The 17774-nt window shown below is 57.3% G+C and carries 16 protein-coding genes and 1 CRISPR repeat array (1 of these 17 running past the window's edge); all 16 genes read left to right on the top strand.

Translation table 11 applies throughout. The annotated features are described in order from the left end of the window. Positions 1–282: 282 nt before the first annotated feature. The 16 genes from HY896_10560 (at position 283) to cas6 (ending at position 16993) form a co-directional block, all read left to right on the top strand. The gene (locus tag HY896_10560; GenBank protein ID MBI5576788.1) at positions 283–969 is read left to right on the top strand and encodes an ABC transporter permease; all 687 of its coding nucleotides are present in this window, start codon (positions 283–285) and stop codon (positions 967–969) included. 2 nt (positions 970–971) lie between these two features. Further along, entirely contained in the window at positions 972–1703 is a 732-nt protein-coding gene (locus tag HY896_10565; protein MBI5576789.1) for an ABC transporter ATP-binding protein, read from the top strand. Next, positions 1681–2886, top strand: coding sequence for a molybdopterin molybdotransferase MoeA (locus tag HY896_10570; protein ID MBI5576790.1), 1206 nt, complete (start codon positions 1681–1683; stop codon positions 2884–2886). Before HY896_10565 ends, HY896_10570 begins: the two co-directional genes overlap by 23 nt. A gap of 234 nt (positions 2887–3120) precedes the next feature. Continuing rightward, positions 3121–5406, top strand: a complete 2286-nt coding sequence (locus HY896_10575) for a DUF3365 domain-containing protein (protein ID MBI5576791.1) — start codon at positions 3121–3123, stop codon at positions 5404–5406. Positions 5407–5508: 102 nt separating this feature from the next. Beyond that, entirely contained in the window at positions 5509–5949 is a 441-nt protein-coding gene (locus HY896_10580) for a D-tyrosyl-tRNA(Tyr) deacylase (GenBank protein ID MBI5576792.1), read from the top strand. A gap of 329 nt (positions 5950–6278) precedes the next feature. Beyond that, positions 6279–6641, top strand: coding sequence for a hypothetical protein (locus HY896_10585; protein ID MBI5576793.1), 363 nt, complete (start codon positions 6279–6281; stop codon positions 6639–6641). Then, positions 6638–7024, top strand: a complete 387-nt coding sequence (locus HY896_10590) for a transcriptional regulator (protein ID MBI5576794.1) — start codon at positions 6638–6640, stop codon at positions 7022–7024. The genes HY896_10585 and HY896_10590 overlap by 4 nt, the downstream gene beginning before the upstream one ends. Before the next feature lie 288 nt (positions 7025–7312). Next, a complete protein-coding gene (locus tag HY896_10595; GenBank protein ID MBI5576795.1) occupies positions 7313–8218 on the top strand; it encodes a hypothetical protein in 906 nt (301 codons plus the stop codon). Positions 8219–8276: 58 nt separating this feature from the next. Next, positions 8277–9548, top strand: a complete 1272-nt coding sequence (cmr1, locus tag HY896_10600; GenBank protein MBI5576796.1) for a type III-B CRISPR module RAMP protein Cmr1 — start codon at positions 8277–8279, stop codon at positions 9546–9548. Then, entirely contained in the window at positions 9548–11161 is a 1614-nt protein-coding gene (locus HY896_10605; GenBank protein MBI5576797.1) for a hypothetical protein, read from the top strand. Before cmr1 ends, HY896_10605 begins: the two co-directional genes overlap by 1 nt. Further along, a complete protein-coding gene (locus tag HY896_10610) occupies positions 11158–12393 on the top strand; it encodes a hypothetical protein (GenBank protein ID MBI5576798.1) in 1236 nt (411 codons plus the stop codon). Before HY896_10605 ends, HY896_10610 begins: the two co-directional genes overlap by 4 nt. Positions 12394–12412: 19 nt before the next feature. After that, positions 12413–13309, top strand: a complete 897-nt coding sequence (gene cmr4, locus HY896_10615) for a type III-B CRISPR module RAMP protein Cmr4 (protein MBI5576799.1) — start codon at positions 12413–12415, stop codon at positions 13307–13309. Between the two features lie 20 nt (positions 13310–13329). After that, positions 13330–13725, top strand: a complete 396-nt coding sequence (gene cmr5 / locus HY896_10620; protein MBI5576800.1) for a type III-B CRISPR module-associated protein Cmr5 — start codon at positions 13330–13332, stop codon at positions 13723–13725. A 3-nt stretch (positions 13726–13728) separates the two neighbouring features. Then, positions 13729–14607, top strand: a complete 879-nt coding sequence (cmr6, locus tag HY896_10625) for a type III-B CRISPR module RAMP protein Cmr6 (GenBank protein MBI5576801.1) — start codon at positions 13729–13731, stop codon at positions 14605–14607. Positions 14608–14767: 160 nt separating this feature from the next. Next, on the top strand, positions 14768–15049 hold the full coding sequence (locus HY896_10630; protein ID MBI5576802.1) for a hypothetical protein: 282 nt from the start codon (positions 14768–14770) through the stop codon (positions 15047–15049). A gap of 66 nt (positions 15050–15115) precedes the next feature. Next, positions 15116–16993: a CRISPR system precrRNA processing endoribonuclease RAMP protein Cas6 gene (cas6, locus tag HY896_10635; protein MBI5576803.1), complete on the top strand. Its 1878-nt coding sequence runs from the start codon at positions 15116–15118 to the stop codon at positions 16991–16993. A gap of 106 nt (positions 16994–17099) precedes the next feature. Further along, positions 17100–17774: direct repeats of the CRISPR family, unit length 35 nt; unit sequence GAGGAAATCACGAAAGGCCGGATAGGGATTGCGAC (it continues 404 nt past the right edge of the window).

The raw sequence follows: 17774 nt of genomic DNA on the forward strand, positions 1-17774 counted from the left end.
CGGCCATGGAGCGAGAACCAACGTGTGGAATACATACTGTGGTTCGAGCTCCGAGGCAAGCGCCGAGCGATAAGCGAGGAAAAGGCGCCAGGGACGGCGCCGACAGCTTGCCGAGGCGGACCGATTCCGACCGGACAGGAAGTCCGGGCGGAAGCGGGCCGGGCAAGGCGTCCCCCGCGAGGGGTACCCCGTGAGGCGTGCGTAGCCCGCGAAACCGTATCCCGCGAAGGCAAGGCTCTTTGGCACAGGATACGTTGCAGTAATTATGGAACGGAGAACTGAGTGGGTTTTCTGCTCGACTCGTTGAGGGACTCCCTCGCTTTGATTGCGACGGGGGATCCGGCGTTCACGCACGCGGTGTGGATGTCCCTGTACGTTTCGTTCTGGTCGATCATTTTCGCTTCACTCATCGGTATCCCGGCGGGGCTCGCGGTCGGGCTTTCGGAATTTCCGTTGAAGCGGAGCGTCATCACCGCGCTCAACAGCCTGATGGCGGTCCCGACGGTGCTGATCGGACTGTTGGTCTACGGGTTCATCAGCCGGCAGGGGCCTGCCGGGGGGCTTGGCCTCCTGTTCACCCCATCCGCAATCATCGCCGGAGACGCGTTTCTCGCCGCCCCGATCGTGGCCAACCTGGCGTTGAGCTCGGTGCGCGGCGCGCATGCCGCCATCCTTCCCACCGCGAAAACATTGGGCGCCGACCGGTTCCAGAGCCTGTTCATGCTAATGTCCGAGATCAGGTTCGGGATGATGGCCGCCGTGATCGCAGGGTTCGGCCGGGTCGTTTCCGAGGTCGGCGTTGCGATGATGCTTGGCGGGAACATCCTCGGTTACACGAGGACGATGACCACAGCCATCGCCCTGGAGACCAGCAAGGGGGAGTTCGCCCTGGGGATCGCGCTGGGGATCGTGCTTATGGGGGTCGCGCTGGCGGTGAATGTCATATTCCAGTTTCTGCAGAAGAGGTAGCTGTGGATCCTCTCTTCTTTCTGGAGGCTGTCGGAAAACGGTACGGGGACAGGGAAGTTCTTTCCGTCCCTTCGCTGGAGATCCGGGAGGGGAGCTTCCTGCTCCTCACCGGCCCGAACGGCTCGGGGAAGACCACGCTCCTTTCGATACTTGCTTTCCTGCTCCGTCCGACGGCCGGAAAGTTGTTCTACGCGGGGAGGCGCGTGGATTGGAAGGGGCGGTCCCTCGTGGCGTTGCGCCGTGAAGTGACGCTTCTCCACCAGTCGCCATACCTCTTCGAGGAAACGGTCGACTCCAATGTCGCTTACGGCCTCAATGTCAGGGGAATCGAAGGCGGGAACCGGAAAGAAAGGGTTGACGAAGCGTTGAAAATGGTAGGATTGCAAAGGTTCGGGGACCGGCGGGCACGCGCGCTGTCGGGAGGCGAAATGCAGCGGGTGGCCCTTGCGAGGGCCCTTGCGATTTCGCCCCGCGTTCTCCTTCTGGACGAGCCGCTTGCCAATGTGGACCGTGAGAGCGCGGAAGTGATCCGGGGGATCATCTCCGGATTACCCGCCCGCGGAACCACCGTTCTCATGGCTACGCACGACCCGGACCGGACAGGTGGGGGTAACGGCGGCTTCATACGCCTCGAGGAAGGGAAACTTTCCCAAGGGCGATGCGGGGCCGGCGGATTCGACGACAGGAAGATGAATGACCGAGCGGCTTCGGATGACGACATTCGACGAGGCTAAAGACCTGATCCTTTCCCGCGTCTCGCCGCTGGGGCGCGAAAGGGTCTCAATCTCCGCGGCGGCCGGCAGAGTGCTCGCCGAGGAAATCCGCGCACCGTGGGACATGCCGTATTGGGACAACTCCGCCATGGACGGCTACGCCGTCCGGAGCGTCGATTGCGCCGTGCCTTCGACGCTTACGATCACCGGATACCAGGCGGCCGGGGATGCAGTAAGCCCCAGGGTCTCCCCCGGCTGTGCCGTCAAGATAATGACCGGCTCCCCCATCCCGGAAGGGTGCGACGCCGTCGTTCCCTTCGAGGAAACGGAAGAGTCCGGTGGTTTCGTGAAGGTGCTTTCACTTGCAAAGCCGCGCGCACACATAAGGTTCCGCGGAGAAGACGTGAGGGCGGGAGACCTCGTCATCCCCGCGGGGACGGTGCTCCGCCCGCCTGAAATCAGCATGCTGGCGTCGTTCGGCAGGGCGTTCGTCTCCGCCTGCCGCCGGGCAAGGGTAGCGGTGCTCTCCACCGGCGACGAGTTGGTAGAGCTCGGCGAACCGCTTTCCCCGGGCAAGATCATCAACAGCAACACCCATTCGCTCGCCGCCGCCGTCGAGGAGGCGGGCGCCGTGCCGGTGCTTCTCGGCATCGCCCCTGACGACAAGGAAGCATTAAGGGAGAAGATCGAGGAAGGGCTCAAGGCGGATATCCTTGTCACCTCGGCCGGGGTGTCCGCGGGCGACAGGGACTTCGTCCGCGAAGTGATGTCCGAACTTTCCGTGAAGGAGGTTTTCTGGAAGGTGGGCGTCAAGCCGGGGAGTCCAACGGCTTTTGGAACGAAGGACGGCAAGCTCGTATTCTCATTGCCCGGGAACCCGGTATCTTCACTCGTTACCTTCGAGGTTTTCGTCCGGCCTGCACTCCTTAAAATGATGGGGCATCCGGATCCGCTGAAACGTCTCGTCAAAGCGACCCTGAAGGAGCCCGTCCGCAAGAAGGCGGGAAGGGTTCATTTCTTCCGCGTCCGGGTGTGTGTGGAGGACGGGGAGTATGCCGCCCTGACATCGGGAGACCAGAACACCGGCATACTGCGTACGATGGTCCAGGCCAACGGGATAGCCGTCCTTCCGGCGGATCGAACCGTCTTCGAATCGGGCGAAAAGGTTGACGTTTATCTCCTTTACCAGTCAACATCCCCTTGATTGGCCGACTGCCGGACTATCCCCGAAAAAAATTCCTTAAAAGCAGCGATTATTGATGTTTTTTGTTCCATCGGTGTAATAAGATCCAATTGAAGTTCGGCCACAGGGAGTCCGATAAGATTACCGGTCTGAATTTTTCCGAGCCGTTCCGATTCTTGCATTGAATAGTCGTAATAAATCTCAACGAAACCCGGCGTGCCGCCGCCCTGTCATTCGGCAGCAGGATAAGCAGCGATGAGCGAATTGCAGATAATGGCCGCCCGCAAGACCCGCGTAGATCGATATATCCTTCTCGCCGCCCTGGTCTGGACGGCGCTTGTCGGCTCCGCCCTTCTGTACAATGTCCGCGAATACCGGAGCGCTATCCGCGACATTGCGCGTTCGGAAGCCCGATCGAGCATCAACAAGGATCTCGTATACCACCGTTGGGCATCGACGCATGGCGGGTTGTACGTTCCCGTTACGAAAGATACTCCGCCGAATCCTTACCTGTCGGGCCGCGGCGAGCGCGACGTCCGGACGCCTTCGAACCGCCTGCTGACCCTGATAAATCCGGAGGAGATGACGCGCCAGGCCCATGAGCTGGGCCTGGAGCGGTACGGGTTCCGCGGGCACATAACGAGCCTCAAACCGATCCGCCCCGGGAACGCCCCGGATCCATGGGAGGCCGAAGCGCTCCGTGCCTGCGAACACGGCGAGGCGGAGGTAAGCTCCGTCGAAACGATCGAGGGCAAGCCCTTTCTGCGGTTGATGCGTCCCTTTGCGGCCGAGCCGCACTGCCTCGCCTGCCACGGAGGGCAGGGATACAAGGAAGGCGACATCCGCGGGGGGATCAGCGTGTCCGTTCCGCTCGAACCGTTTGAGGGCGCGATGGCGGCGCAGCTGCGGACGGAATCGACCGGATACGGTCTTATGTGGTTACTCGGACTGGCGGGCATCGGCGCGGGGGGCTTCCGCATCCGGAAACAGATTCGAGAGCGCGACAGGTCCGATGAAGCGCTGCGCGACGCGCACCAGCGGCTTACCTTCAATATCGAGCGTATGCCGATGGGGTACATCGTGTGGGGAAGCGATTTCAGGGTGCGGGAGTGGAATCCGGCGGCGGAAAAGATCTTCGGGTGGTCCGCCGAAGAGGCCGTCGGAAGGCATTCCTACGAGCTGATCGTTCCCCACGAAACCCAGCCGGTTATGGATATGGTCTGGGCGAAACTGCTGGATGGGGAAGAGCTGATACACTCCGTCACCAAAAACCTGAGGCGGGAAGGAAAGGAAATCCGGTGCGAGTGGTTCAACGCCCCCTTGCGCGGCGCTGACGGAAGCTTGATAGGCGTGATTTCCATGGTCCACGACATCACGGAGAAGGGACGGCTCGAGCAGCAGCTTCAGACTGCGCAGCGGATGGAGACGGTGGGGACGCTTGCCGGCGGCATCGCGCACGATTTCAACAACGCGCTGACGGGGATACTCGGATTCGGCCAGTTGCTGCGGTTGAAGATGGCCGGGGATCAGAAGGTGACGGGCGATCTCGACGAGATAATGCGCTGCGCCGAACGGGCCGCGACGTTGACGAGGCAGCTTCTGACATTCGCACGGCGCCAGGTGATCGAGCCTGTCAACCTGGACCTCAACGCAGCCGTCGTCGACCTCATGAAGCTCATCGGGAAACTGGCGGGGGAGAATATCGAGGTAAAGGGGGTCTTCGCCGAAGGCGTTCCCACCATCCGCGCGGACCGCGCCCAACTCGAGCAGGTGCTCGTAAACCTGTGCCTGAACGCCCGGGACGCCATGGCAGCCGGGGGTGTCCTGACGGTGAAAACCGGAGAGATCACCGTCGATGAACCGTACATCGACCGGCATCCGTACGCGAAGGCGGGACGGTATGCGTCGCTGGAAATTTCGGACACCGGGACAGGCATGGACGAAAAGACGCGCGAGCGCGTGTTCGAGCCGTTCTTCACCACGAAGGCACCGGACAAGGGGACGGGGCTCGGGCTGGCGATGGTGTACGGGATAGTGAAGCAGCACGAAGGGTTCATCCACCTGTACAGCGAACCGGGGAAGGGAACCACTTTCAAGGTATACTTTCCGGCGGTACAGGCTGCCCCGGACGCCATCAAGGAAAAAAGTGCGGAGCCGCTCCGGGGCGGGTCTGAAACGATCCTGCTGGCGGAGGACGAAGATACGATCCGGACGCTCGCGGAACGGATTCTCAGGGAGTACGGTTACACGGTGCTGACGGCACGGAACGGGGAGGAGGCGATCGAGACCTTCCGCCGGAACAGAGGAATATCGCTTGCGGTGCTGGATGTCGTCATGCCCGGAATGGGCGGCAAGGATGCCTTCGAGGCGATGCGCGCGGACAAGCAGGAGTTGAAGGCCATCTTCACGAGCGGTTACTCGGCCGACGCGGTGAAGGAATCGTTCGTCATGAAGCCCGGCATGCTTTTCCTGCCCAAGCCGTACACTCCCACCATCCTGGCCCGGAAAGTGCGGGAAGCGCTCGATTCCCCCTCGATTTGATGACCGCGCGGTTTCCGGCGGCGCGCTCCTGTACCCGCTGCCTTGTATCTATCTCCGTCTACAACGCCTCGCCATGACCCCCGGTGAGAAGAGAACCGGCTGATGCGCGTCCTTATCCAGCGCGTAAAGAGCGCCTCCGTTTCCGTGGAGGGGAAGGTCCTCGGGCAAATCGGAAAAGGGCTTCTCGTCTTCGCGGGATTCAGGCACGGAGACGATGAATCGCGCATTCGGTGGATGTGCGAGAAGATACTGCGCCTGCGTATATTCGAGGACGAGGCCGGGAAGATGAACCTTTCCGTCGCCGAAGCGGGCGGGGGGATCCTCGTCGTTTCGCAATTCACGCTCTACGGAGACGCGTCGAAGGGGAACCGCCCCTCGTTTACGGAAGCCGCCCCGCCGGAGATCGCCGAGCCTCTTTACGACGAAATGGTCCGCCTTCTTCGGGAGGTGGCACCGCTGCCCGTGGAAACCGGCGCGTTCCGCGCCGTGATGGCCGTATCGCTTGTGAACGACGGCCCGGTGACTATTCTTCTGGAGAAGTAGCGGGCTCGGCACGCCTCACGGGGTACCCCCTTGCGGGGGACGCCTTGCCCGGCCGTCCATGGCCGGGCTGCGGCTCCGTAGCTCCTTGCTCCGCCCTCCCTGGCTCTCGCTTCGTCGCTACAGGCCCCCGCAAGGGGTACCCCGTGTCGGCGGCTCGCCCGCGTTGAGGTCCGACCTTAGGACCCCCCTGCCCGTATGGGGCATCTTTTTCCGTATACAACGTTTGGTTTGTCACGCCTGCCGGTTTTGTCACCGAAAAATATTGCAAGTTCTTCTCAACTCGCATATAGTTATTAGCAGATGATAACATACGGACAGGTCGCGATCTGATGTCACTTGGCAAAGAAACAGGTCTTGAAACATTACTCGACCTGGATGGAATTACTTATCGGCTCGATAATGGTTACTGGGTGAAGTTCGAGGCGCATATCGTGCAGACAACAGAGAAAAGACCTCACGGTGTTTCGTATTCGCTTACGCTCCATGACCGTTACAACACCAGGGTCATCGGGTTTGACAATTCACACGGATGTCCGCCGCCACGTCGCAAGAAATTCGGTGGGCGAAAGATTACTTGGGATCACCGGCACCACAACGAAAAAATCGTCCCGTATGAATATGAATCGGCCGCTCAACTCATCGAAGATTTCTGGTCAGAAGTGGAAAGCATCATTGGAGGAGACGCGCCATGACACGTAAGTACATGAAGGTCGGAATTATGTCCCGCGAGGATTTCAAGAAAAGGACCATCGGCATCGCCAAAGGCGAATACAAGCCGCGCAAGGACGAGCCGAAAATCTGGTTTGAGTCCATCCAGTCGTTTGCCCAGGTGCTAAGCGACGACAACCGGCTTCTGCTACATATTATTGAAGAGCGGAAACCAAAGTCGCTCCGTGAATTGGAAGTGCTGTCCGGTCGAAAGAAAAGCAATCTATCCCGTACCTTACACACTTTGGCGGGATACGGCATAATCGATTTAGTGCGGAAAGAGACACGAGAACTGGAGCCGCATGTCAAGGCAAACCAATTCTCTTTGGAGATAGGTCTGCCCCCGGTATGTGGCTTTTGCAGGTAATGAGCAGCCTGGTCACCATACTTCCGGGGCGGTAGCGGGCGCCAAATCTCCGATTCCTAAAGCCCTGCCCGATTGGGGCAGACCTTCCAGATTTGCAACAAAATTATTGTGTAACACGTTCGTTGCACAAAGATTGGCACTACCTGCAGGAACAACCCAACCGATTGTTGAATTAAATCTAATAACGCCGTAAGATGCAGCATATTGAAATCCCGGGTGGTTTAACTCAAGCGGTTGAGGTTTTTCAGACCACCTTCTTTTTATCCACCAATCTGGCGAGGGATAAATTTGTACCGTCGCCCGCCGAAGCTCGAGGCCGACTACGCCTTGCAAGTCCTTAAGGCGGTCTTTCGGTCCGCCAGCGTCCTTGTAGGGACACTCGTTCTACTCCTGCTGCTCACCTTCAACTGGACCAGCATGAGTCTGTACGAAATGACTAAAGGAGAGTTCAGCCTTCGCCAACTTGTACCCGTCGCTCTCTTCCTGTTACTTGCTCTTGCACTCCTCCTCAAGGCCCGCAAGGTTTCCCTGCATGGAACATTCATTGTTGATGAGAAAGCCGATCCACAGAAATGCCAGGCCTTGATCGTCTTCTTGAGCCCACCAGGAATGGACAGTAAGTGGTTGGAAGGACGGCAGGCCGACGAGATCCTGAGCGGAATCCACGATGAGCTAATTCGCCAAAGGTTCGATGGGCCTTGGAGAATGCCGGTCGAGGCAATCGCTCATCATCTGGAATGGTTGGACACAGTCGTTGTTATTCCGTCGGCGGATGCCGAGAAGAGACAAACCCAGCAAGAAACGGCATCGTCGGCGCACTTGCTTGATAAGAAGAAGACTGAGCCGGGCACATGGCGCGATATGGACCTGTTCAGAAAAACGATCGAACTTCTCACCGGTAGACAAAATCGGCCCCGGATCATGACAATCGGGGAGATCGACGACAGGTGGAAGGCAGGCGTCGATTTCGAGAAGGTTGGAGATCTCATCAATGCCGTCGAGCAGGCTTACGATTGGCTCAACGAAAACGGCGCCGCCGATTACGAAATCATGGTCGATATCACCGGGGGCCAGAAGGTACCCGCGGTTGCCGGTGCCGCCATGGCCCTTGGTGTGGGGAGACGTTTTCAGTACGTAAGCCGCCGAGACTATGTGGTGCGATCTTACGATGTGACCTATAGGCCTTCCGTATGACGATTTTCGATAAGAGATGTTACGAACAGCAGTGGTGATGCCCGATGGAGAGGTTCCCATGAAAAGGGTCGAATTCATGCTTGAATTTGTCACACCCGGTTTTTTAGGGGGCGCGGACAACAAGACCACGTCGGAGTGGCGTGCCCAGTCGATTAGGGGCCAGCTTAGGTGGTGGATCCGGGCTGTGGCTGGGGGCTTTTACAAGGGAGACATCGCTAAGGTCCGCACAGTTGAGGATACCCTTTTCGGTACGACGTCCTTGTCTTCGGCGGTTCGGGTAATCCCGACAGGGCCGCCGCCGAAGGCTGTGAAGAATGGTGGTGAGTGTGTTTGGGGTAATACCATAGACGAAAATGGGCTCGCCGGGAGGTGGGGAGACTCAACCGCAGAAACGAAAGCCAGGCTCAAATTAAGAGGCAAATCAAATTCAATTTATTATCTCGGCTATGGTGTGATTGTCTGGAATAAGGAAAAGAAGTTCGTGGAATATGTCCGTAGCAGGATTGAAGCGGGCAACAGGGCCAACTTCATCTTACAAATCCAGCGGCCTGCCTCCGAGTGCTTCGAGTTGCTTGCGAAGTCAGTCCGGGCATGGCTTTTCCTGGGAGGTATCGGCGCCAAGAGCCGGAAGGGGTTCGGCTCGATGTGCTGCACGGATGTATCCAACGACATTTTGGGGTCAAAAGGCAAGTTTATTCCCTCAAACATCGGAGAGTTCAAGGAGGGACTCAAGGACATCTTGGAAGGCATACGTAATTCAGGAACCGGATCGGCTTCTGTAGAGGCTCCATGCGAGTGGTCGCATTTTTCACCTGCCTCGATGGTTTGCATCGGCAAGACATCACACAATAACTGGGTAGACGCCATGATGGCCACCGGAAGCTGGCTGATCGCTTTCCGGCGCCGCTACGGTTATCCAAACGACGCCAGAACTTGGCGCGGGAATAATATCGGACAGGATTACGATTGGGCGGCTCCGAATGGAAGCAAACGGCGCGGGAATATTCCCGATCGTTCCGGATTTGGTTTGCCGCTTCCCTTCGGGATGGGGGGTGAGACCGTCACCTGGATGAACGTCGGAGGGGGTGGTAAGGAAGTCGAGGACAATCGGAGGGCCTCGCCCCTTCTCATACATATCGCGAAGTTGGGAAAAGACTATTACCCTATTTTCACCTTCCTGCCCGCCCGCCTTGTGCCCGAAGGAGCTATGCTTGGATTCAAAAACCATTCTTCCTCCTTCACCTTCTCCGAGACGAGCAATCAACGTTCGGTCGGCCGTCATTTCCTCGATGACTTGGTGGTGAAAAAACTTGTCGAGGAGGTGCGTTGATGTCGGGCAAGCCATCACTGATGACCTTCTCCATAGGCCCCGTCCACACTTTCATCGCCCAGGCCCGTCGGGTGGCCGACCTCTGGGCGGGAAGTACCATACTTTCCCATCTCGTTTCGACGGCAATAAGGGTGCTTCTTGAGAGGGGCGGCGAGATGGTTTTCCCCTGCATCAGCGAAAAGGGACGAATTCCTACCGGCCTTCCCAACCGGTTCGTGTGCCGTATCCCCTCAACGGAGGCAGGAGACGTAGCTAAGGCCATGAAGAAATCCGTCGAGGTGGAATGGACAAGATTGTCGGTAGAGGCCGCCAGGATCCTTGCCGAAATCGGTGTGCTGGGAACGTCCACCGTTCCCGATCCATTCCAGGAACAGGTTTCGCAGGCGATCGAGGTGGCTTGGTCATGGGTCGAGCAGGATGAAGGAAACTACGCTGGTGCCTCCCGGAAGGGAGCCGCGCAATTTGCCGGAGCGCGGATGTTTCGCCCCTACACGCAAGACTCCGAAATCGGTGTCAAATGCGCCGTCTGCGGCGAAAGAACGGCACTCCCCGATGGCGTCGGGAAGAACGTCCGGGCTGCTTGGGAAAAGGCGGAAGCCGCAAGCAAAGGCAACAAACGCGAGAGGTATTTCAGGAAGGACCAGACCCGTCTTTGCCTTGTATGCGCGACGAAAAGGCTGTATCCCGTCACCGGTGGAAGCGGCAGGGACGCCTATTTTTCCGCATTCGATCGGTTCGAGCCGCAGGAAGATGGTCCAAACGGAAGGGAAGCGAGGCAGCCCTATTTCGCCGTTGTTTCCATGGACGGCGACAACATGGGGCGTGTCCTGGGATGGGATGCCTCCCGGGTTCATAACGTCGAAGGATTTCACAGGAGAGTATCCGAGATTCTTACCGCCTTTGCGGAAAGGCTTAGGACTGCGGGGTCACCGGAACTGAACCTTGCGACATTGAAATACACGCCGAAAGGGGATAAGCCCCCTCAGCTCGTTTATGCCGGTGGGGAAGACATCCTGTTCATCTGTGGTCCGCGTGACGCCCTGCCGCTGGCAAAAGCCATAAGGGAAGAATACCGCCGCTCCTTCGATGGGGATTCCGATCTCCGGGACTTGGTGAAGGACGCGGTGAACATCCGGAAGTTCACCATATCAGCTGGAATTCTCTTCGCTCACACGAAACATCCAGCGGGCCTCGTCTTCCGGGATGTCCAGGATCTGCTTTCCCGGAAGGCCAAGGATGAGGAAGGGCGCGACGCCGTGGCTATTCGGCTCGACAAGCGGGGTGGAGTTCCGGTCGAGGTTGCCTTCAAGTGGGACGGGGATGCGGGCGGTCGTGCTTGGCCCGAAGCGCTTGAAGGAATCGTGGATTGCCTGGTTGAAGGGACACTCTCATCCGGAAGGACCTTCGACCTTAGGGAGGAGGAGCGGATACTATCGGCCATTTTCCAAACACCGGAGCAATGGAATAGCTGGCTCACGGAAAAGCTGTCCCGGGGCGAAGGGAACGGTGCTATGGTCGAGCGCCTGGCGGGACTCATGGGGCCTTTCTTTATTGGCGGGAAAATAGAGGCCCTGCGCATCGCGCGCTTCCTGGGAAGGGAGGTTGGCCAATGAGCGGGGCGGGATGGAAAGCATTCTCGCTGCATCCTGACGATCTCCTATTCTTCCGCGACGGGAAACCATCCGCCAGGGGAGAAGACCATTACCTCCGCTCCCTCTTTCCACCAAATCCATCCACGTTGTACGGGGCGCTCCGCACGCGGCGTCTCATGGATGAGGGCATTTCCCTGGATGGCCTTGACGAAGTCGCCTGGAGAAGTATGGGTTCGGCTCTGCGGATGGAGTTGGGTGAATGGGGGGGATTCGGAGAGATGACGATCCGAGGGCCGTGGTTGGTCAAGGACGGGAGCGTCCTGCTCCCAGTGCCGGCGGATCTGGGTCTGGTATTCAAGGAGAAATCTGGAAAAAAACAGACGGGAATTAAGTTTGCTGAAGTGCAGATCCCGGCCTGCGAGCGCATAGAACGGATGGTCCGTTATCGGCCGGTTGACGTTGATCGCGGGCGTTGCTCTCATCCTCTTGCGCTCATGACGCCGTTCTTCTTGGAAAACGGAAAATGGGAGGAAGTGCCTGGAGACATCGAACCTGAAATGTCATCGGGCTGGTTCCTGAAACCGGAAGGAATAATCCGATGGATGGACGGGATACTTCCCGACAAGACGTCGCTTGTCCACCGGACGGATCTCTGGCTCGAAGAAATGCGGACGGGCGTGGGTCTCAAGGAATCCGAGCGGACCCATGAAGAGCATCAGCTTTATACCTTCGGACATATACGGCTCAAAACGAATGTTGCCCTCGGTTTCGAAGTCAGCGGCAGTGGGCTTGCTTTCGGCGGGCACATCCGCATCGGGGGAGAAGGGCGGACAGCAAGACTCGATGACGGCCCGCTCTTCCCGTTTACGAAGTCGATGACGGTGGAAAGAACGACACGCAGAGTTGCGGTTTGTCTCGGGACTCACTCCCTTACCCGTACCGGCGTTTATTTTCCCGGATTCTCGGAACGAATCCTGAGCGGGAGCGTGGGCGGGATCCCTTGTCGGTTGGTCGGAGCGGTCGTAAAAGGGCATGTCCTCGTCGGTGGATGGGACCTTGCCCGAAAGGAGCCAAAGTCTCTGCGCCGGGCAATCCCTGCCGGTTCCGTTTTCGTTTTCGAGACTACTGGCGAAGAAGCTTCGACGGAATCGGTGGCGGCGATCTCCGGGTGTAACTTTTCGGATGCATTTCCCGGGAACGGGAATCTGAAAAAGCAGGGATTTGGCCTCGCCTTAGCGGGGGCAAGCCTTTAACCAGGAGGAGGATATAAGGATGGGCGGAAAAACGTTCGGCCCCATCGGGGTCCTGGGTCTTTACACGGAGACGGCGCTTCATTGCGGCGCCGAGAGTGGGTTGGGATATGTTGATCTTCCCGTACAGAGGGAGCGGCACACCAACTTTCCTGTCATTCCGGGGTCCAGCATCAAGGGCGTCCTCCGGGACGAGATGAAGGGGAAACCGGGTGACACGGGGAAGCTGAGTGACGAAGAGGTGAAAAAGTTTTTCGGTTCAGAGGACGCCAAGACGCCCGGCTCCGTTTCCTTCGGCGACGGCATTGTAGCGGTTTTCCCAATACGTTCGACGGGAGTGCCGTTCCACTGGGTGACATGTCCTTTCGTCCTGGAGCGGGTCTTCCGTGCCATGGGTACCGCGTGGACGGAAAAGGGGACTCCACCGAGGGACAAGGCATGGGGCAAGGGAAATGGAGAGTTGTTGCTCGAAGAGATCCATGTGGTGAAGGATATTTCAAAAGCTGCTCTATTCAATGGCGGTAAAGGCCAGGGGCTGGGTCTTCTCCTTTCGCTTCTTCCGGCCTCCAATGAATATCAATATACCAGGGACCAGTTCCTCGACCGGCTCCTCGTGCTCAACGATGAAGACTTCGGCGAGCTTGTCGATACGGGGACGGATGTGGTGACGCGGATAAAGCTCAACGCCCTCGGGACGACGGTGAATCTCAAGGAAGGCGTGCATCCGGAAATAAGCAGGAAGGAAAACCGCGAGGGGAATATGTTTGTGGAGGAGCTTGTTCCGCCGGAATCCCTATTCGTCTGTCCTCTGCGTGCTCCCGCCGATACCGCATTCGATTCCCAAAAATTACCCGTTGTCATCCGGCTGGGGGGCGATGAGACAATCGGCCGGGGTGTCACGCGCGTGACTTTCAGATAAGGCGTTTGGAGGTTATGAGCATGATGACGAGAGAGCAGAAGCGTGCCCGGTTCGCTCTGGAAAAGATTCAATCGGTGGCAAGTGGCACTGACAAGGTTAAATACAAGACCCAGCTTCTCAAGTTGCCGGGCCGGTTGCACAGCAACGGGCTGGGGCAGACAGTGGCGTTCTACCTGTCGGCAGGTAAAGACAAGCCCGAGGCGAAGATATGCGGATGGCTTGGCGAATGGCTGAAGCCGCATGTCTATTCCAAGGAATGCTTCAAAGAAGGGAAATTGATTTGCTGGATAACCGGCGAGGGTGTGCAGGCGGGGCCAGATCTGGATCCGGAGGATTTGTACCGGAGGGCTTCGGTGGAAGCCCGTGCGCTGTCGTTATGGCTTAAACGTTTCGCGGAAGCTTTCCTGGAGGAATAGTTCATGGGACGACTGCCGTTGCCACGCAATATCGCCCGGTGGCTGGATTTATCGAATTACAGGGGTAACTTGTCGCTCCTGTTCGACAGGGGGATGGACGGCTATGGGCAGGAATGGGGGATCCGCAAGGCCGACCCAAAGAAGGGGGAAGAGGAGGGGCGAAAGAAATTCCTCACCGATTTTGTCGAATCCTTCTCGAAAGCTCCCCTGCCCGAATACGATGCTTTTATCGCCAGGAGGCATGCTTCCTTTGAATTTGGGGTTAAGGCTGGCGGTTTTTCCGCGAAAAGAGTGGAACTGAAGTCCGGGAACAGGTTGGTCATCGGGTTGGGACTTCCTCATCCCACCGAGACAGGATTCCTTTTCGACCGCCTCACAGGTTGCCCCTACCTACCGGGGTCGAGTGTGAAAGGGATGCTCCGTGCGGCCGCGGGCTTGACGGCTGAGGGGAACCTCGAAGGCGATACTGTTTTCTGGCGCTACCACCAGCGACGGATATTCGGCTCCGATAAGAGTGATCCTGCGGGTCTCGCGAAAGGGAGGATGGTGTTTTACGATGCCTTTCCCAAGAAATGGCCGCGTCTTGCGATAGATATCCTGACGCCGCACTATCCTGGGTATTACTCGGGAAAGGGGAACCCTTATCCGGGCGATTGGGAGAGCCCCCGGCCCATACCTCTCATCACTATCGAGGCCGGTGCGACGTTCGTCTTTCATATAGAGTCCATCGAACGGGAAGAGAAGGATAGAAAACAAGACGAATTAGCCGTGGAAGGTTTGCTGACCGTCGCGCTCGATTGGCTCGGGATCGGCGGCAAGAAGTCCGCCGGATACGGGATGATTTGGGAGAAAGTCGAGACTCCTGTTGCGACAGGAAATTAGAGCTCAGGGAGAACGGCTGGAATGCGGCAGGCAGTTCGGAGCCGCACTTTACATCGGAGCCCAACTCGACAATTGGACGATGGTGAAGGTATTCCAGATGAACCCGGCGACAAGGCAGTACGAATTCTGGGGTCTGTTGCAGAAATAGGGGAGACTGTCCTTGATCCTCGACCTGTCTCTCGGCAATGCTGATCTCTACAGGGGGCTGAAGATCGAAAACTTGGCCGGCAAGCTTACGTTGCTGGATCATCCCGAAAAAGCCATCTCTGTGATTGCCTCCAATCTCAAAGGAATGGAAATCGACAACAACGAAGTCGTTCTCACCGGCGGCATGGCCATATGGGTCTATCTCGTGGTTTTCCATTTTCTGCACGGGAGGACGAAGCGGATCTACTACGAGGATGGCAGGGGAAACCGAATCTTGGTTGCTGCACATGGATAAGTTCAGACCAATAAATCCGGATCAAGATTGTACCGATGACGGGCTGACGATTGAAAAGGAGAGTTGATGGGGGAGTCGTGGGATGCCCGACTTAAGTTCCAGCGCTACTTGGCCGTGCTGCGCTTCACACGGCCGGCGGTCTTCCACCACTTTCAACATGGGGCTGTAATTCGGGGTACAATCAGTTCAGCCTTAGGCGTACATTACTTCCCCCATGGACTTATCCCATTTGCCTGCGAATCTGGTCGGGTCCGATTTGAGGTCGGTGAGAAGTACCGTATCGGCATCACTGTGGTGGGCATGGCAGAAAAAGGGAGGTCCCTACCAGATCGCCTTTCGGAAGGACTTCGCCGCATCGGCCGGGAAAAGCCATCCCATAGAGGGCCTCTTCCGGTCCTCGGAGGCAACTTCAATCTACTCTCCTTCGAGCCCATACCGCCGCCCGATCTGGCAAGAGAGCAGGAGGCACTGGCTGGCCGAACTCAGATCACGCTGCGATTCCTGTCACCGTTTCGCCTCGAGCGTCCCCAGGAATTTATCGTCAAGGGAGCAAAATACCTGAACCAGGAATGCTTTCCACCGCAACAATTCCTTTCCCGCCTTTGGAATCACTTATTCAATCTGGAAAACGGTCGGTACGCGACAATAGAAGAGATAACTTCCTCCTGCTTACCCGTTCCCGCCGATGTACGCACGGATCCATTGAACCTCCAATGGATAGACATACCGGATGACGGGAAGCCGGCGAGGAAGCCGGAACAACCGAAGGGCATTACTCTGGGTGGCATTGTCGGCAGGGTTGTCTTTACCGGTTTATCCGATAACTGGAAGGAAGCTATATCTCTGGGGCGGCATCTCCACGTTGGGAAGAGCACTGCCTTTGGACAAGGGCGGTACATTATCGAGGAGGTTGCTGAAGGAGTTTCCGATCCTTTCCGACCTTCTGCCTCGTTGCTTGAAAGGGTTGCCGATCCCAACATGCTTGACAAAGCGTTGTCCCATGTCCTGAGCCGTCCCGAGGCCCCTGGAGTGGACAATGTCTCATGGAGTGATTTCGCTCTGTCCCGAAACTTCCTCCTCGAAAATCTCTCCCGGGATCTCCTGGAGGGAAGGTATAAGCCTTCTCCTCTCCTTTGGTCCGTTGAACCTAATGACAACGGGCGGTTGCATGCTTTTGCCACTCCTACCGTACGCGATCGAGTGGCCCAGCAGGCGGCGTGCGAAGTGTTGGGACCAGCGGTGGAAATTCTATTGGAAGACTGCTCCTATGCTTACAGGAAAGGTTTCTCCCGGAAGGGAGCGGCACAGGCTGTTTGGGAAGCGCACGAGGAGGGGTACCGGTTCGTTCTCGACGCCGACATCACATCACTTTTCTATTCGGTTGATTGGGAACGCCTCTTCGGCAAACTCGACGCACTTTTTCCATTCGAGCCGTTAATCGGGATCGTCAAGGAATGGATTCGGGCACCGGTCATCTTTGAGGGGAAGCATATCGAGAGGACCAGAGGGCTTCCGCTGGGGCCGGACATCTCTCCGCTCATAGCGAAACTATTTCTAAGCGAATTCGAGGATGAGCTGTTAGGGCGGGATTTCCGTATTGTCCGCCAGGACGACTTCGTCGTCCTATGCAAGGACATGGAAGCAACACGGAAGGCAAAGAAAGAATCCGAGGAAGTCCTCACGCGGTTGGGACAAAATTTAATAATTGGAAAGAAAGACGCTCGCTCATTGGACAACGAATTCCCTTTCTTGATCAACAGTATTTGCTGTTCCTCTGCGTTTGTGAACGGCATAGATACTGAAATAATTTCTCAACCGCCATGTGACTCCCTTGTCCCTTCTTCGTTATGGCTGGCGCAGGTTCCACTACAAACCGTCAAGATCTTGTCGCCTCGGAAGAGCGCTGCAACACGTCGTCTGAAAAAGAAAGAGGATAGTGTTTAACGGTATTACCGGCGATCGCGTAAACCGTTAGGTTATGCATGGAATCAGGAAGATTTTCCGGCAAACTATTTTCATAAGGATTGGCAAGAATGTTCTTTGACAAGTGAAGGACATCACGAAAGGCCGGATAGGGATTGCGACACGAATATCTCCGTTGTGTTGTCCGTGTCCGTCCCGGAGGAAATCACGAAAGGCCGGATAGGGATTGCGACAGTGCGACGTTATCGCCAATGGATGCGGATACGGAGGAGGAAATCACGAAAGGCCGGATAGGGATTGCGACTCGATAAACATTCTGGGTCGTTACCGGCGCGCACCCGAGGACATCACGAAAGGCCGGATAGGGATTGCGACTTGACCCCGATCACTTCGTTCCAGTACGGTATCCACGGTTTGAGGAAATCACGAAAGGCCGGATAGGGATTGCGACTGATCCCGTATTGCCCCCAAATCGATGGGTGGTAAGGAGGAAATCACGAAAGGCCGGATAGGGATTGCGACATATCAACCCACCATTGGAAAATATCCATGTCATTTTGAGGAAATCACGAAAGGCCGGATAGGGATTGCGACCTTCACCTCCACGGGTTTCCAATCGTACCGTTGGGCGGTCATGGAGGAAATCACGAAAGGCCGGATAGGGATTGCGACTGAAGTCCACTCCCGGATTTGGATCGAACTCGTTGTGGAGGAAATCACGAAAGGCCGGATAGGGATTGCGACGACGCGGTACGCCACTTGCCCGAGCTTCGCGGCGGGAGAGGAAATCACGAAAGGCCGG

The organism is Deltaproteobacteria bacterium (assembly GCA_016218975.1).
GTDB lineage: Bacteria > Desulfobacterota > Deferrimicrobia > Deferrimicrobiales > Deferrimicrobiaceae > JAENIX01.

Excerpts from the sequence above, each read along its gene's own strand:
- HY896_10570 (MBI5576790.1), top strand. The coding sequence starts at position 1,681 with ATGACGACATTCGACGAGGCTAAAGACCTGATCCTTTCCCGCGTCTCG.
- HY896_10575 (MBI5576791.1), top strand. The coding sequence starts at position 3,121 with ATGAGCGAATTGCAGATAATGGCCGCCCGCAAGACCCGCGTAGATCGA.
- HY896_10580 (MBI5576792.1), top strand. The coding sequence starts at position 5,509 with ATGCGCGTCCTTATCCAGCGCGTAAAGAGCGCCTCCGTTTCCGTGGAG.
- HY896_10585 (MBI5576793.1), top strand. The coding sequence starts at position 6,279 with ATGTCACTTGGCAAAGAAACAGGTCTTGAAACATTACTCGACCTGGAT.
- HY896_10590 (MBI5576794.1), top strand. The coding sequence starts at position 6,638 with ATGACACGTAAGTACATGAAGGTCGGAATTATGTCCCGCGAGGATTTC.
- cmr1 (MBI5576796.1), top strand. The coding sequence starts at position 8,277 with ATGAAAAGGGTCGAATTCATGCTTGAATTTGTCACACCCGGTTTTTTA.
- HY896_10605 (MBI5576797.1), top strand. The coding sequence starts at position 9,548 with ATGTCGGGCAAGCCATCACTGATGACCTTCTCCATAGGCCCCGTCCAC.
- HY896_10610 (MBI5576798.1), top strand. The coding sequence starts at position 11,158 with ATGAGCGGGGCGGGATGGAAAGCATTCTCGCTGCATCCTGACGATCTC.
- cmr4 (MBI5576799.1), top strand. The coding sequence starts at position 12,413 with ATGGGCGGAAAAACGTTCGGCCCCATCGGGGTCCTGGGTCTTTACACG.
- cmr5 (MBI5576800.1), top strand. The coding sequence starts at position 13,330 with ATGATGACGAGAGAGCAGAAGCGTGCCCGGTTCGCTCTGGAAAAGATT.
- cmr6 (MBI5576801.1), top strand. The coding sequence starts at position 13,729 with ATGGGACGACTGCCGTTGCCACGCAATATCGCCCGGTGGCTGGATTTA.
- cas6 (MBI5576803.1), top strand. The coding sequence starts at position 15,116 with ATGGGGGAGTCGTGGGATGCCCGACTTAAGTTCCAGCGCTACTTGGCC.